General features: G+C 44.2%; 11 protein-coding genes. 1 reads left to right on the top strand and 10 read right to left on the bottom strand.

Annotated elements, in window-relative coordinates:
* Nucleotides 1-218: 218 nt before the first annotated feature.
* From tkt to L4D78_RS11125, 9 genes are all read right to left on the bottom strand, one after another.
* Entirely contained in the window at nucleotides 219-2,213 is a 1,995-nt protein-coding gene (gene tkt / locus L4D78_RS11165) for a transketolase (protein ID WP_428466993.1), read from the bottom strand.
* 79 nt (nucleotides 2,214-2,292) lie between these two features.
* Nucleotides 2,293-3,243, bottom strand: coding sequence for a transaldolase (gene tal / locus L4D78_RS11160; RefSeq protein ID WP_428466992.1), 951 nt, complete (start codon nucleotides 3,241-3,243; stop codon nucleotides 2,293-2,295).
* Nucleotides 3,244-3,655: 412 nt separating this feature from the next.
* Nucleotides 3,656-4,156 carry a DUF3016 domain-containing protein gene (locus L4D78_RS11155; protein WP_428466991.1) on the bottom strand — a complete coding sequence of 167 codons (501 nt, stop codon included), beginning with the start codon at nucleotides 4,154-4,156 and terminating at the stop codon, nucleotides 3,656-3,658.
* Between the two features lie 124 nt (nucleotides 4,157-4,280).
* Nucleotides 4,281-5,378, bottom strand: coding sequence for an NAD(P)/FAD-dependent oxidoreductase (locus tag L4D78_RS11150; RefSeq protein ID WP_428466990.1), 1,098 nt, complete (start codon nucleotides 5,376-5,378; stop codon nucleotides 4,281-4,283).
* A gap of 5 nt (nucleotides 5,379-5,383) precedes the next feature.
* Nucleotides 5,384-7,402, bottom strand: coding sequence for a LodA/GoxA family CTQ-dependent oxidase (locus tag L4D78_RS11145; RefSeq protein WP_428466989.1), 2,019 nt, complete (start codon nucleotides 7,400-7,402; stop codon nucleotides 5,384-5,386).
* Nucleotides 7,403-7,728: 326 nt separating this feature from the next.
* Nucleotides 7,729-10,638 carry an ATP-binding protein gene (locus L4D78_RS11140; protein ID WP_428466988.1) on the bottom strand — a complete coding sequence of 970 codons (2,910 nt, stop codon included), beginning with the start codon at nucleotides 10,636-10,638 and terminating at the stop codon, nucleotides 7,729-7,731.
* A 193-nt stretch (nucleotides 10,639-10,831) separates the two neighbouring features.
* Nucleotides 10,832-12,322 (bottom strand): transposase, encoded by a 1,491-nt coding sequence (locus L4D78_RS11135; protein WP_428466987.1) that lies wholly within the window; start codon nucleotides 12,320-12,322, stop codon nucleotides 10,832-10,834.
* A 379-nt stretch (nucleotides 12,323-12,701) separates the two neighbouring features.
* Nucleotides 12,702-13,412 carry a purine-nucleoside phosphorylase gene (gene deoD / locus L4D78_RS11130; protein WP_428466986.1) on the bottom strand — a complete coding sequence of 237 codons (711 nt, stop codon included), beginning with the start codon at nucleotides 13,410-13,412 and terminating at the stop codon, nucleotides 12,702-12,704.
* A 361-nt stretch (nucleotides 13,413-13,773) separates the two neighbouring features.
* Entirely contained in the window at nucleotides 13,774-15,060 is a 1,287-nt protein-coding gene (locus L4D78_RS11125; protein ID WP_428466985.1) for an amidohydrolase, read from the bottom strand.
* A 205-nt stretch (nucleotides 15,061-15,265) separates the two neighbouring features.
* On the opposite strand from L4D78_RS11125, the gene L4D78_RS11120 reads away from it, so the two are divergent.
* Nucleotides 15,266-15,778: a porin family protein gene (locus L4D78_RS11120; protein WP_428466984.1), complete on the top strand. Its 513-nt coding sequence runs from the start codon at nucleotides 15,266-15,268 to the stop codon at nucleotides 15,776-15,778.
* Nucleotides 15,779-15,868: 90 nt separating this feature from the next.
* Here the strand turns inward: L4D78_RS11120 and L4D78_RS11115 are convergent, their stop codons facing one another.
* Complete coding sequence (locus tag L4D78_RS11115; RefSeq protein WP_428466983.1) at nucleotides 15,869-16,327, bottom strand: GNAT family N-acetyltransferase; 459 nt, start codon at nucleotides 16,325-16,327, stop codon at nucleotides 15,869-15,871.
* Between the last annotated feature and the right edge of the window lie 60 nt (nucleotides 16,328-16,387).

Below are 16,387 nucleotides of genomic sequence, written 5' to 3'. Positions count from 1 at the left end.
ACTTAATGTTAATTTGCAATGATATAACAGGCGGTTTTGATGGCGGTTATATGGTTGATAAAGTAAGTCGTGGTCGTTGCTAAGTGGTAGAAACATGGAATAATTGGCTAAGCAGCACTGCGACAAACAGTGACTTGGCTTTTATCCTTGGCGATTAGATACAATAATGCCGGCGCTTAGCCGGCATTTTCGTATTACTTACTTTTAATCTTTTAATATTAAGCTAGTAGTTCTTTAGATGTCTCAACTACGTTCTCAACAGTGAAGCCAAACATCTTGAATAGCTCACCTGCAGGTGCTGATTCGCCGAATGTGGTCATACCGATGATACGGCCGTCGAAGCCTACATACTTGTACCAGAAGTCAGCAATACCCGCTTCAACTGCAATACGTGCGGTTACATCAGAAGGTAGTACCGATTCACGGTAAGCCGCGTCTTGCTTATCGAAGGCATCAGTCGCAGGCATTGAAACAACACGCACTTGCTTACCTTCAGCCGTTAGTTGTGCAGCAGCTTGAACGACTAGTTCAACTTCAGAACCTGTTGCGATAAGGATAAGCTCTGGCTTGCCTTCGCAATCTTTCAGGATGTAGCCACCTTTAGCGATGTCAGCAACCTGCGCTTCAGTACGTGCTTGCTGTGCAAGGTTCTGACGCGAGAAGATAAGCGATGTAGGACCATCTTTACGTTCGATTGCTAGCTTCCAAGCCACTGCAGACTCAACCTGATCACATGGGCGCCATGTGCTCATATTTGGTGTCAGACGTAGAGAAGACACTTGTTCTACAGGTTGGTGTGTAGGACCATCTTCGCCCAGACCAATTGAATCGTGCGTGTAAACTTGGATGTTCTGAACTTTCATCAGAGCAGCCATACGCATAGCGTTACGCGCGTATTCCATGAACATTAGGAATGTTGCACCGTATGGTACGAAACCACCGTGTAGCGCAATACCGTTCATGATAGCTGTCATACCGAATTCACGTACACCGTAGTGGATGTAGTTACCCGAGAAGTCATTTGCTTCAAGAGACTTAGAACCAGACCACATAGTCAGGTTAGAAGGTGCAAGGTCAGCAGAGCCGCCCATGAATTCAGGAAGCATTGCTCCGAATGCTTCTAGTGCGTTTTGAGATGCTTTACGTGATGCGATATTCGCTGGGTTAGCTTGCAGATCAGCAATGATTGCGTTGGCTTTTTCTTCCCACTCAGCAGGTAGTTCACCGTTAGTACGACGCTTAAACTCAGCGGCTAGTTCAGGGTAAGCGGCTGCGTATGCGTCAAACTTAGCGTTCCAAGCGGCTTCTTTTGCTGCACCAGCTTCTTGTGCATTCCACTCAGCTGCAATATCAGCAGGAATTTCAAATGCGCCGTGTTCCCAGCCAAGTGCTTTCTTCGTTGCTGCAATTTCATCAGTACCTAGTGGAGCACCGTGACAGTCGTGCGTACCCGCTTTGTTTGGTGAGCCAAAGCCGATAACCGTTTTAGTACAAATTAATGTAGGGCGACCAGTTTCAGCTTTTGCTGCTTCAATCGCAGCATTAATAGCATCAGAATCATGACCGTCTACTGCTGGGATCACATGCCAGCCGTATGCTTCAAAACGCTTAGGGGTATCGTCAGAGAACCAACCTTCTACTTCGCCATCGATAGAGATGCCGTTGTCATCCCAGAAAGCAACTAACTTGCCAAGACCTAGCGTACCCGCTAGAGAACATGCCTCGTGCGAGATGCCTTCCATAAGACAACCATCACCCATGAATGCATAAGTGAAATGGTCAACGATATCGTGACCTTCTTGGTTAAATTGTGCAGCCAACGATTTTTCAGCCATCGCCATACCAACTGCATTGGTAATGCCTTGGCCAAGAGGACCTGTTGTTGTTTCGATACCTGGCGCATAACCGTATTCTGGGTGGCCTGGAGTTTTAGAGTGAAGCTGGCGGAAGTTTTTCAGGTCTTCAATTGAAAGCTCGTAGCCTGATAGATGCAATAGAGAGTAAATCAGCATTGAACCGTGACCGTTCGACAGAATGAAACGGTCGCGATCAGCCCAGTCAGGGTTCTGTGGGTTATGATTTAGGTGACTACGCCATAGAACTTCAGCGATGTCTGCCATACCCATTGGCGCACCAGGGTGGCCAGAATTAGCTTGTTGAACACCGTCCATGCTCAAGGCACGGATTGCATTTGCGAGGACTTTACGTTCCATACTGATATCACCAAAAATTAAATCAATTCAAAAAAGTAAGAAAGCGGCTAAAGGCCGCTTTCTGGAATAGTGCTAAGGCTTATAGACGCTCTGCAATCATCGTTTCAAGCTTGCCTTGGTCAACCGCAAAGTTACGGATACCTTCGGCCAGTTTTTCAACTGCCATTGGGTCTTGGTTGTGATCCCATAGGAACTCGGCGTGAGTCATTGCAGCAGGGCGTGCTTTAGTACCGTTAGAGTCGATCAGCTTTTCTACTACTTCACCTTCTGCTGCTTCTAGTTCAGCTAGAAGTTGAGGTGCGATAGTTAGACGGTCACAACCTGCAAGTTCAAGGATTTCACCGATGTTACGGAAGCTAGCGCCCATAACAACAGTCTTGTAACCGTATTCTTTGTAGTAGTTGTAGATGCTTGCTACAGAGATAACGCCTGGATCTTCAGATGCTTCGAAGTCACGGCCTTCTTTCGCTTTGTACCAGTCCATGATGCGACCAACGAAAGGAGAGATAAGGAATACACCAGCTTCAGCACAAGCACGCGCTTGGGCGAATGAGAATAGAAGCGTTAGGTTACAGTTGATGCCTTCTTTCTCTAGAATTTCAGCAGCGCGAATACCTTCCCAAGTAGAAGCGAGTTTGATAAGGATGCGATCGTTAGTGATGCCAGCGTCGTTGTACATTTTGATAAGTTGACGAGCTTTAGCAACACTGCCTTCCATATCGTAAGAAAGACGAGCATCAACTTCCGTTGAGATACGGCCAGGTACTACTTTAAGGATTTCTTTACCGATGCTTACGTTAAGCATGTCGCAAGTGTCTTGTACTTGCTGTGCTTTGTCATCGCTTTGAGCTTTAGCGTAGGCAATAGACTGATCGATAAGTGGAGCATACTCAGCAATTTGTGCTGCTTTTAGAATTAGCGATGGGTTAGTTGTCGCATCTTCAGGCTTGTATTTGCTGATTGCTTCAATGTCACCCGTGTCAGCAACAACAGTAGTTAGCGCGCGCAATTGTTCCAGTTTAGTGCTCATATCTATCGACCTTATACATGTTGGGCAGTGTTTCAATGCTAGCTTAATGTGAAGCTAGTAAAGTCATTATTACTTGCTCTTAACTAATTTGCTGCAAACCAAAAACATCATCATTGAGCAATTGGGATGCTTAAGAACAATTGATGATTCGATAATTAGCGTTTTTGGGAATTTTGTCAATTAGAAATGGAATCAAAGCGTGTATTGATCCCACTTTTTATCTGGTTATTAGCCATTTAGAGTTGTGGCACTAAATGCTGGCGGTTTTTGTTGCGATTTACAAAGGGTTTGGGTGTGAGCATATGATCAGTGCACTGATCTTATGTTCGAATTTTTGGGCTGGTGGAGTGTGTAGCCTTTGCTAAGTTGTTCGTTAGTGGAATGCATTTTGATGGCTCAAGTTTTAAGGTGACTAAAGTGCGTCCTTCGCCCATTTATCAATAAGCGCTTTTTCATAAGCTAGGGGTTTTTCTTTTGCGCGTCCGATAACACTGCTTTGATAGTTAAGGTTTCTAAGTTGCTCGGTACCTTCTTTTACGATTTCATCCCCTTGCTTAACTTGGTAGCTGAAACTCAGCTTAGGTGGTGTTGTGCTATCTAATATACGGATCTCCTGTGACAGTTCAGATCTGTATTGCACCATACCCGCTAAGTCGAGATCCGTCACAGTGACAATAAGCGTTTGGTCTTTTGCTAGGTGTTTATTTGCTTCTTTACCAAACTGTTTTGACAGCTGCGCAAATACATTTTGTTCATAACGTGACTGACTGCCAGAAGCACTTTTTACATCTTTGTATTGGTCACTGTTGAGCCAAGTAACACTGGCCGGTGGGTTACTGAAAATATTGTCGGCAAAACAGGCGTTGCTAAAGCCTAGAAGCAGTAATGGGACGATTAGTTGTTTAGTACGCATGTGGACTCCGGATACTCGCGAGATAAAGTGGCGATAGCTAATCATATAGACCGGATAAGCATGAACTTGTTCGAAACGGTTTACTCACTGCACGTTGTTTGGTTTTGTAAACGAAGCCAAGCTTTCAGTTCATCATTTTATAAAACAATGCCTTATGTGCTAAATACTGTTGCCAAACGCTGTCCATCTGCTGTTGATAGAGCTGTTGGTTTGCCATATGGTGCAGGCGATTGGATATTAACAGCTCACTTAATTGCATCGCGCTTGCCATCGCATTAAACATGCCTTGCGATGAAATCGGATCAAAACTCATCGCAGCATCACCGATCGCAAACCATTGTTGACCACTACAGGTGGTCAGTTTTGACGAGTTTGCGGCAACTATTCCCTGAAGTTTGACTGATGAGAGATCAATTCTATCAATCAAGGGCTTAAAGCCCGGGGCTTTGCAGGCTGCAGCTAAAAAAGCTTGCGGTGATTTAGACAATGTTTTGTCAATAATGGCTGATTCTGCCTGCCATGAGACAACACGGGCTTGTGCAGAGCTGCTCTTACTTTCTGGCGCGTGATTTGTTGGCAAGGTTGGAATTGGTGCGCTATACCACCAGCTTTTATCCGTACTGCTGATCAGCCCAAATTTTTTATTCACATGTACATTAGCCGTTAGCCATATAGACATTAGCTTATCAAATTGCTGTCTTGCCACGCCCAGCTGGCGAGTGAAAACACAATGCCGGCCTGTCGCATCTATAACAACATCCGCATTGAGTGAGCTTATCTCGCTGCCTTGCTGTAGCGTTAACTCCCAATGTTTAGCCATTTTAGTATGGGTAATTAAATGGCTTGGCCAAAGGCAGGTCACCCCTCGCTCTTGTGCTGCTTGGCGTAGTTGTTGTTCAAATAGAGGCCTATCAATATGCCAACCAAAGCCATCAGGGTTACTCAAGTTGTCAGCAATAGTTGGTTGTTGACTGCCCCAATAAGACAACATTCCTTGGCTTTTCAGGTGATGCTCTTCATCAAGTAGGTGCTCTAACTTGAGTGCTCTTAATATTCGCAGAGTAGCAGATGGCAGGCATTCTCCAACTCTTGGAGGCAAATCTACCTGCTTATCAATGAGTGTGACTGAATAGTGCGGCGCTAGCGCAAGGGCTGCAATACAACCTCCAACGCCAGCGCCAATAATCGCAATATTCGTGTCAGCGTTTGGCTTAACACTCATACGGCCTAGCCTTTTCTTACAAAGCGGTTGGCTTTGTCAGTCAGACTTAAATTAGGACGGCACTTGAGGGTATTCTTCGATTTAACTTCCATGAATGTTTTAGAATCAAAAAGTACCGTACTTTCAGGCTCGTTATGTGTTAAACCTACTTGCATGGTTTTTGGAAACCCAGTAATGCCTACTTTAGACTTCGGTAGAACGATGGCTAGTTTGTCAAAGTTCGTCACCATGCTATTAATTTGTGCTTGATAAATGGCTGAGGGTTCCAAACCTTCGCTTATTGGAAGATCTTCTAACCAAAACTCACGTTCATTAAACGCCTGCTGCCTATCTTCCATCGAGTGGGCTTCATCGATCACTTTTTGGTAATTACTATGGTTTAGCATGTTATTTGGCACGCGAGCAGGCCAGAATGTTGGTAGATACGGGTCATAAGCTTCATTGTAGCCATCTCGACAACTGGCGGTGTCCGTTTGCCACGGGATAGCCATCCAGCGGGTAAGCCCGCCAGCAATTTGACCACTTAATAGTGGGCCATTTGGTTGTTGGGTTATTTGTGGCGTCATCACAGGCCCATAATTAATGTTATGAGTTGGAGCGGTATTATCAGCATGCTGTAAACGGAATGCCTCTGAATACATGCCCGGCGTGCGCATTGGCCATGTCAATTCACAACCTGGGTGGAAAGCATCAGCAAGACAAAACTCCATTGCCGCTTTGGTCAACATATCTGGCTGTTCAGCTAAAGGAACATCTTCAATACTTGTCACTGTGGGGGAGCAAGGGACGTAATCATCTATGAAATCGCCCTCTACCCACTGTGCTAAGGCGCTCAATTGAACTCGCGTTAAACTGGCAAACTGGCGTGGAGAGTCAGTTGCATGCTTATCCATGGCATCACCATATATCCACGGCCATTGTTGTGGTGATAGCGCACTATATTCAGGGTTCCAGCTAGAGACAGAACTTGGAATATCAGCTGTCAGTTTAAAATCGGTGTCTAAGCGACGAAAGTTATTATAGAGCGTGCGACGGAGTTCTTGCCATGTATCGGACTCTTTCGTGGTGTCAAAGCGTTTACTGAGGCGAGATAGCCACTTTTCAGATGTAAAATCAAAGGGACTATCCCAGCCAAAGCCTGCGGCAAACCCAGCATTGACCCACTGTAAGTCTGTCATTCGTTGAAAAATGGGCAATATGTCATGAGTGAAAGAAGGCTCTTTAGGCTCGGGAAGCATTCGGGCAGAGACGGCCACATCACGCATTAAGTCCCACATAGTTCTGACAGACTTTTGCATCGGTGCATAATCTGGTGGCGCGCAAATAACCCAAGCAGGTCTAACATAGATTGGTTTGCCATCGATTGTTACTTCGGCTGTTATTGGCCCGTCAGAGGTATCATCATACCAGCCCTCATTGTTACCAAAGGACACGGCGAGTTCGCCGTTGAGGTTTTCAGCTTTACCGTGCCCACCGAGCATAACTAAGCGACCTTTTTCATCTGTGCGCATTTCACCTAAATAGACGGATGTATCTTTTAACTCTCCTGACTTATTGACTAAGCCAAAGCTTCCAATGAACCGGCTTGATTGACCATCGATGTTACATCCGCTTACTTGCTGCTGGCCGCCATCGATCAGCAGCTTGCTGCGGTCGGGTTGACTTTCATTACGCAGCGTTGATGGTGTCGCATCCACTGCTTCGGGAATATCTAACGCTAATTCAAATTTATACCAAGAGGATTTTTGATTGGCGAGCTGAGCTGTCCAGTTAATTACTGCGTTATCCGTTGTTAGTTCTTTAACGATGTTTCCATGTGTATTTAACCCATAAATCCGAAACCGTGCTGCTTGACGTTTTAATGCCCCACTAGAATCCCGATAATAATTGGCGTCTTGGGCCTGCGGTTGATTGACCTCTGGCCCAATGAAGAATTCATTTAAGCTATTGCCGACACGCGTTACTCCAATAGGTGGATAAATTGCAGCAGAAACGATCGTGGATTCATCTACGTTGGTGGTCATGGTTAGTATCCCTTCATGTATGAGCGGGCTTCATGTTTGAAAAGCTTAGCCAGTACGTACTACGCGCGTTGATGTATAGCGTGAAAAGAAGACTCACAACATCAGTTTCGACAACCCATGATATCGACTAAGAATATGCTGTTGAGTGTATATTAAAGGCCATGGTTAGTTATTACACAATATTACATGGCGTTGTTTATCGTAGGCGAAGGAGTCATTGTGCAGGTGCTAGCGCAGATATGAGGGAGAGCTCTGAGTGGATTTAGTTACACACACACGGCATAAATTACGGCACCTTCATATGAAGGCACCTTACAACCTGCGGGTTAAGACAGCTTTTCTTTGATTTGGCTACAAGCAGCAATGAGGCTTGCTTCAAGGTGGTTGATATCTTGTTCTGATGGGAGCTGTTGTTGCTTTACCTGCTGCTCAACAACGATTGCGGCTTGGTGAACTTTATATGCACAAACACTGCTTGAGACTCCTTTTAATGAATGGCTGATCAATACTGCATTATCAAAATCTCTTTGCTCTAATGTGCGCTTTAAGCGCGACACATCGCCTCCGTGTTCATCGCAGAACATATGAAGGAATTGAACAGAAATATCGTGGTCGTTATCCATCACTTCTAATAATGTATTAATGTCTATTTCTGTAAAAGCATCAGGATCGAGTGTAAAGCCAGAGGGTGCATCATCCACGTCAAAGTCATCAAAGTCATCAAAGCCTTCGTTAACCATATCACTCATGCTTTCTATATGGTTTTCTTCGTTAGTGGTTCGATTTGATGTGGCCGCTGAATGATGCTGAGTGACGATGGTGTGAGGAGCTTCTTGATCGTCATCCTCAGAGAAAGCGAGCGTTAGTTCTTGAACGTTTTCACCGATGGTATTTAGTGAACGGAGTGAAGCCATCGCAGTGATTCTGCTTTTAAAACGTTGTAGGGCATCAATAAGCTTCCGTTCATCAAGCGGCTTGGTGATCACACATTCGACGCCAGCATTAAGCATGTTTTGCTGAGTTTCTGCAAAAACATCGGCGGTACAGGCGAAAATTGGCGTTTGGCTGGCAATAGTGGGTAGGGCGCGAATACGGCTGGTTGCTTCGATCCCATCCATAACGGGCATATGGTTGTCCATCAAAATAAGGTCGAAGATATTATTTTCTAGCATCGCCAGGGCTTCAGCCCCGTTTTCTGCTACATCTGTTTTGAAACCTCTGTGCTTTAGAAAGGTATCAATGATCATGACGTTCAAGTGATTGTCTTCGACAATAAGGACTTTTAAGTTAGAGAAAGCACTTTGATCAAAAGCGACATCATGCTTCTCCTCCTCTATGTATTGCCCTTTTTCAACGGTTAGATTGACGGTAAAGGTGGACCCTTGCCCTGTTTGGCTTTCGACCTTGATGTCGCCTTTCATCAGCGTTGCAAGCTGGTTAACAATGCTTAATCCCAACCCTGTACCACCGAAACGCCGGCTGGTCGAAGCTTCTGCTTGGGCGAATGGGTTAAAAATCTGGCTGATACGTTCGGTTGGAATACCAATGCCCGTATCTTTGGTAATAATGGTTAAAACGTGGTGATTTTTTTCACGGCTATCACAAAGGCGAAGCGTAATATCCACATGGCCTTTTTCGGTGAACTTGACGGCATTACTGCTTAAGTTAAACAAAATCTGGCGGATTCTCGCTTTATCTGCATAAAACCAACCTGTTTGGTCAAACTCGCAGTGGATATTAAATCCGATACCTTTTTCTTTAGCGAGTGAGTAATAGGTACTTTCAATGGTACCAATGAGATCGGTAAAGCAAAAGTGAGTGGGATCTAGTTTGAGCTGACCTTGCTCAATCTTAGAAAAATCGAGGATGTCATTAAGCAGTGACATCATGTGTTTACCGGAATCAAGCAAGGTATATAAGTGCTGTTCTTGCGCCTTATTTAAATCAGTCTTAAGTAAAAGCTGCGCAAGGCCGAGCATGCCGTTCATCGGAGTGCGTATCTCATGAGAGAGGTTCGCTAAAAAGGCCGATTTAGCACTATCTGCAGATTCTGCTTTATGTAACGCTTGATTTAACCTTCCAGTATCGTAGGAAATTTTATCTGCCCCTTGGTTCAGGGCATCGTGCAGTACTTTAAATTCATGTGGACCATGAAAGTTTTCATTACGGGTATAGTTGCCCAGTCTGAACTGTGCTGCGAATCGAGAAAGCTTGGCGATCGGCACTGTGATACGTCGTGATAGCATCAACGATAAAATTAACACGACACCAGCCGTTGCGAGCAGCGCCAGCATAAAATAGTGATGTAGGTACTCAATCGTCGCAGTAACAGTGTGTTTAGGGGTGATGGAAACGAGTGACCAGTGCGGAACGCCATCTAAACGGAAAGTTAATGGCGACAAGGTTGCGACCATGGTTTCGCCAAGCTGATTGTCGTAGGTTATGAGCTCATTAGCCGCTGTTGGTTGCTTATCCACTGACTGTTGGAAAAAGCGCTTAAAATCGATAAAGGCCGCTGTTGTTTTATCTTGGTCACGGCCTGTTAGTACTGCATTACCTTGCGGATCAATCAGCATAATGTAGTCACTATTGCTAATACGTTCGCCCAAGTAAGTCAGTTGGCGGTTTAGTTCTTCAAGCTTATATTTGATGATTAAAAAACGCTCTTTAGCGTCAGTAGGCTGGTGTGAGTGACGCACTGTCGAGACGATATAAATATACGGGTTACTGTTTTGGTTTTGTGTTGATGAGAAAAATATCGGTGACGGAGTGCTAGGCAAGGTTTCAATGCGTACAGATTGTAAATTAATACCAGCTTGCTTGAGCGCTGAATCTAACTCCGGCAGTGATTGTTCGGTAGAGCCAGCCAATAGTGAAAGTTGCTGTTGTTGATTTTCAAGCAGATATATCTCGCCAAAGCCAGCATCCACAGTCACGAGTTCTTTCAGGTAGCTGGTTATAAAATCATCGGTGATAATGCTGTTATTTGAGGCTAAATCGAAAACGGGAGAACTCGCCAGTTTCTGAATACTGAGTACCCGTTGAGCGAGAATATCATCGAGGTTGTGAGCCGCCAGTTCGTTACGGCTACTAAGCCCTTTGGCTATTTGGCCGATAGCAACCGTCGATAATTTATCGCTACTAAACCAGCTATAAAAAAAGGCAGGAACGATACCAATAAAAAGCATGCTGCCGAGCAAAATTGGTTTTATTCGATTTGAAAAAATATATTGCAAACTACACCTCGAAATCCATTTCGATATTACTTTCTTGTTTTATTAATAATGAGTGTCGTATAGAAGGCTGGTAGGAATCAATCTATTGTCTAGATTGATATGAAGAAATACGATCTCATCGATCATAATAGCGCTCACAATACTAGCGTTGTTGCGTATTGTGAGCGATAAAATAGAGTTTAAATGTACGACGTTAGCTTAGCAGTTGCTCTAGTGTTAACGGACTTGTAATGAGACCAACTTTTTGTGCTGGTGTTTGCCCATTACGGTCTTGATGGCATAGGTTATTCCATGCTCGGTAAATATCGAGCAGTGGCAGTAAACCACCTGGACGAAGCTTTCTACGTGGCTCATTAACCAGCTGGCTAAATTGGTCTTGAAAGCGCTGTTGGTATTCGGTAATTGCGTCATGCGAGGCATGCTCAAGCCAATATCCTTCATTGTCTTTTTCTCCGCCAAGGTGGCAAATACCTTTACTGATACTGTTGTGGCGGGTAAAGGCCCATCGGTCTCGCCACCAACCCATTAAGACAATGTCGATACGCTCTACAGATTGGTTATGTTGCCAGTGAGGATCGTATTCGACATAAATAGGGTGGATGGTTTTGCCTTTTATATGATCGACAAAAATGGAGATACAGGCTGAACGCAACAAGGTTTCTTGCGGCATGTAAATTGACAATGAGTGATTATTTTCGATCATGCCACGTAGATGAAGGTAGTGGGCATATACGGTGTATTGTGGCCGGATTAAACAACCTTTAGCTGGATAATTAATCCTTGGCATACTGGTTAATGGGTCTTCAAGGTTGGGCCTTGACATCATATCACGGTATTTCGTGTCAATTTGTGCCAATAACCCTTGTAGGGGAGCGGTGTTTGTTTCAATCGGATCTTCGATGGGAACAGACATAAACCGTGTCCCATTCACGTATGGGTCATGCTGAGCTGTGCCCTGAATTTCTGCTGTTTGTTGGTAATTAATATCTTGTGCAACAACATAGCCTGTTTGGGCTTCACAGCTGGCCATCCACAGCACACCATTATTACTTTTTGGTTGTAGTGGACGAATGTTTGACGCTAATTCAAGTGACTTTGCATGTTTGAATAAGCGGGCATCAAAGATGGTTAGTTGGCGTCGGCAGCGACTCGCGATGTGAGACAAGTGATCATAAAACGATTTTGGGTTCATATCCAAACGTCGGCAGATATCGCGCACTGAATAGCCCGTAAATAACATAGCCAATAACTTCTGTTGTAATTGGTTTTTATTATTAAACCCAGACCAGCGGTCGACGAAAGTAGCCTGACAACATTTGCATCGATAGCGTTGACGATCACCACTATAACCAAAGGCATGATACAAATGACGGTGAGTGAGAACGGGCAGTCCAAGGTTTTCACACTCAGCATTATTACAAGCGGGTAGACCACAGCGTTGCTGCTGCTGAAGTCGTGTGACTTCAGCGTCGACATCATGGTTATTCACCAATGGTGGGAAAGCACCGCATTCACGGCACACAAGAATCGGCTTTTTCGGATTGCTTCTTTGTAGAACATAATGACTGGTATCGGTTGACCCAAAATGTTTGCAACTGACGGTTTTACAGTGATTAAGCTGGGTACCGTGACTTGCTTCAGGAAGCAAAAGGGTGTGATTATCGCTGTGGGGTGTTTTCATCATGCCAGCCTAACGTTATTCCATGGGCTTGAGTAACCGTTGTGTTATCCGTTTCGCTTGTCTTTATAAATAATGAAGAGGGAAGGGAAGTACAGGGTAGGTAATTCTTAACCCTGCACATAATTAGTACCTGCAATTTGTTGTCGCCATTATTTACCGCTTGAATTGAAACCTGAAGGGGTTTCATTCGTCAAATTGTGTAAGACGCCACATTTTACAAAATATTGAGCAGCGGTTCAGTAGGCTAAAGCATTTTGTTGACACTAACATCCCTATTTTCGGCAATACCTATAACATCTAGCGATGATGGTAGAGGTATTGCTTGAAAATAATACAAAGAAAAAGTGGCCAGTACATCGGGGCGTACTGACCACGAAATTGGTTACAGTTTAATGGCTGTTTCTAGTGCGACATTCATCATTTGAGCAAACGATTTTTGGCGGTCTTCTGCACTAAGGTTTTCACCACGCTTGATGTGATCTGAAACCGTTAAGATAGTCAGTGCTTTTGCACCAAGCTCTGCTGCAACACCGTAAATGCCCGCAGCTTCCATATCTACCCCTAAAATGCCAAGTTTTTCCATCTTATCGAATAGATCCGCTTCTGGGCTGTAGAATAGATCGGCAGAGAATACGTTACCAACGCGAACCGGTACATTTTGAGCGCGAGCTTCGTTAACTGCGGTCTCTAGCATGCCGTAATCCGCGATAGCGGCGAAATCATGATCGTTAAAGCGAATACGGTTAACTTTAGAGTCAGTAGAAGCACCTAAGCCAATGATAACGTCCATTAGTTTTACGTCGTCATGTACAGCACCACAGCTACCAATACGGATGATGTTTTTTACACCGAAGTCTTTGATCAATTCGTGTACATAGATTGAGCATGAAGGAATACCCATACCGTGACCCATCACTGAAACAGGTTGGCCTTTGTATGTGCCAGTGTAACCAAACATGTTACGTACATCACATACAAGTTTTACGTCATCTAGATAGTTTTCAGCGATGAACTTGGCACGAAGTGGATCTCCTGGCATCAGTACGGTTTCAGCGAAATCACCACGTTCTGCGTTAATGTGTGGGGTAGCCATAGATAACTCCTAGAATGACGAATAATTATGAGAAAGCGTTCACAATGGCTTCTACCGAAGAGGCCGTATTGTTGTGTCGCTTGATGGAGAAAGTGTAAGTAAGTGCAACGCAGAATCTCGCGATCCTGATCACACTTCGGTTCTCCACCATTCTAAAATAGCACCTTGATTACCAAATATGTTGAAAGGGCGAGGGATATCGTTTGCGTGAATGTCGCTATTTATTATGGTTACATTGGGGGTTTTGAGTTTAATTTGTTTTATATCAATTGTTTATTTATCTTTGTGTTGTTGTGGTGATTACAAGAGAATCGATGTAATAAAGGGGATAGACCTGTGATCTTGTAATGGATTTCATTATTTACTCGGTATTGGCTTGGCTGAAAAGTGTTTTTCCTTCTTTTATGGTTTCGATAATTTGAATATCACGTAGCAAGCCGGGTGCAACCTCTAAGGGGTTCTGTGACAAGACCACTAAATCAGCCAATTTTCCGGGTTCAAGAGAACCCTTGCTATTTTCTTCGAAAAATTGATAAGCGGCATTTATGGTAATGGCTTTGAGGGCGTTAAGTATGTCGATACGCTCATTTGGACCAGCAATGATCCCTTCTTGGGTGAGGCGGCTGACGGCACTCCAAATACTGTTTAAGCCATGTATTCCATGGGTGGCACTGCTGGTATGGTTAGTAAAGCCGATATCAAGCTCACGGGCTGACAGTGTGGGGCTTTGGAAGTAAGCACGCTGCTTACCAAGTAGTAAGGCATCATTATCACCGTAGAAATAAATATGCCCCGTAGAGAAGCTTGGAATAAAACCCAATTTCACGTAATGAGTGAGTTGGTTAACCCGCATAAAACGAGACTTAATGACCACGTGGCGCTTATTTTGCGAGGCATTAATTTTTAAATCATATGCCGCCTGAATCAGGGCGTCGATAGCTGCATCGCCAACAGCACGAACGAAGACTTGTAGCTCTTGGTTTATGGCATCACTGTACTGTTGCTTGAATTGACTAAAGGGTTGGCTGGGTTTGCCTCTCCATCCAGATTCTTGTGATAGAGGTGCAAGGTAGGGCATAGAAAGCCAAGCCGTCTCTTCTGCGGCAGTGCCATCTAAAACGAGTGTTATGCCACCAAATTTCAAACGGTTATGATAATAACCAAAGATATCAGGCGTGTTCGATAAGAGTAATGTCGCAGCGTCATAGAGCGGAATGACGATAATATCTTGGGTAAGCAATTCATCTTTGGCTGCTTGCTGCAGGACGGTAATGGTTTCTTTTGTGGCTGAACCCTCAGAGAGGGTCGTAAAACCTTGCTTTGCAAATGCCAATTGCGCGTCCTGTATCGAGCCTAATTGTTCGATATTTGCCATCAGGGCACCGTGTGGGTCAATAAAGCCAGGAAGCATCGTTTTACCACCCAAGTCGACAATTTCTGTTCTGTCTCCTTTATGTCGCATCACCCCAATTTGTGTGCCTATCGCTTGTATCCGCCCATCCTTTACTGCAAGGGCACTGACAATCGCAGGTGTGGCCATGGTAACAATATCGCCATTGATATAGATGATGTCGGCGTTAGGGGAACTCTCTTTGTCACAGGCACTCAGTAGCAGTACTAACACAGAGAGCAGTAATAACCGGAACATTGTTGAAGCCACCTCCGATGCCATGATTTTATAAGCATATACCATTGCCGTTAGTGTGCGTTAAATGCCTATTTTAAAAATGAAATAGAGACAGTGATTTGCTGCACGGAAATGTGGGGTATCACTGGTAATTTATTGGGCCATCAACTACTCGTTAAAGATAATTATCAGAATTTTACGGCAAGTAATTCGAGGGAAAGAGCAAATGAAAAAGTTTGGAGTGGCTGCCATTGCATTATTTTTATCAGTACCAGCAAGTGCTGATATTTTGGGGTTATCAGTTGGAGCGCATGCTGGGAGTGCGAAAGTCGAATACGACGGTAATAGTGACTACGGTTTTGAATATGGCATTAATGCGTCGTATCAAATCAATGATATATTTTCACTCAACGCGGGTGTCGTGCAGGGCAGTGCGGATGTTGATGCGAACGTTGGTGGATCTAATGACATCGATTATACCACTTTCCCTTTAACGGTACGGGGCGATATCCCGTTATTGATTGGTAGCGTGTATGCGAAAATTGGCACCAATTACTATGACTACGATATCGAGCGACCAGGCAGCAAAATAGAAGACGACGGTTGGGGCTTCACGGGTGGGGCTGGTGTTGTTTTTTCGATGCTACCATTTATTGACCTTTCTTTGGGTTATGAGTATCGCGATATGGGCGATGTAACCAACAATGCAATCATGTTTGGCATTGGCGCTAGCCTTTAAATCGTAGGCCAATATTTTAAGTCAACGTCTTGAAAAAATCATTGAATTAGCCGCCATTGGTTCGCTACGAACAACCCTCTGGTGGCTATTTTATTGAAGGCTTAACGTTAACCTCAGCATGTCTTTATGCTGAATACCATTCTCAAAAATCGGCTCATCATAATGGCGTAAGAAAAAATCTTTATCGATGCTTGTTACGCGAAAACCTGCACGCTGGTAAAAAGACAACTGGTAACCAAATGTACCAGTACCAAGCGTTAACGTTTTGATGCCTAACTGCTTTGTTTGTTTTATGGCATGTAGTAGCAATTGGCTTCCAATCCCCTTGGACTGATGTGTCGGACAAACCGCAATATTCATTAACTCTGCGTTGTGTAATGGCATTGCTTGAATAACGCAAACTCCCACCGCTTTGTTATTCAACATAGCAACATAAATGAGTGACTCTTCGAGGTATGTCTGTATTTGCTTTTCACTTGGGTCAGCTTCAAGCAGTAATGACATTGGTGCGTTTTCGGGAAGTGTCGTACTGATAGTTAATTCAGGCATAATTGTGAATCATCACTTAGCGGTTTGCATTGTTTTGGTGACGTGATTATAAATTGTTTT

This window comes from Photobacterium minamisatsumaniensis, from assembly GCF_050336695.1.
Classification (GTDB): Bacteria; Pseudomonadota; Gammaproteobacteria; order Enterobacterales; family Vibrionaceae; genus Photobacterium; species Photobacterium minamisatsumaniensis.
This window is presented reverse-complemented; position numbering and strand designations above follow the sequence as displayed.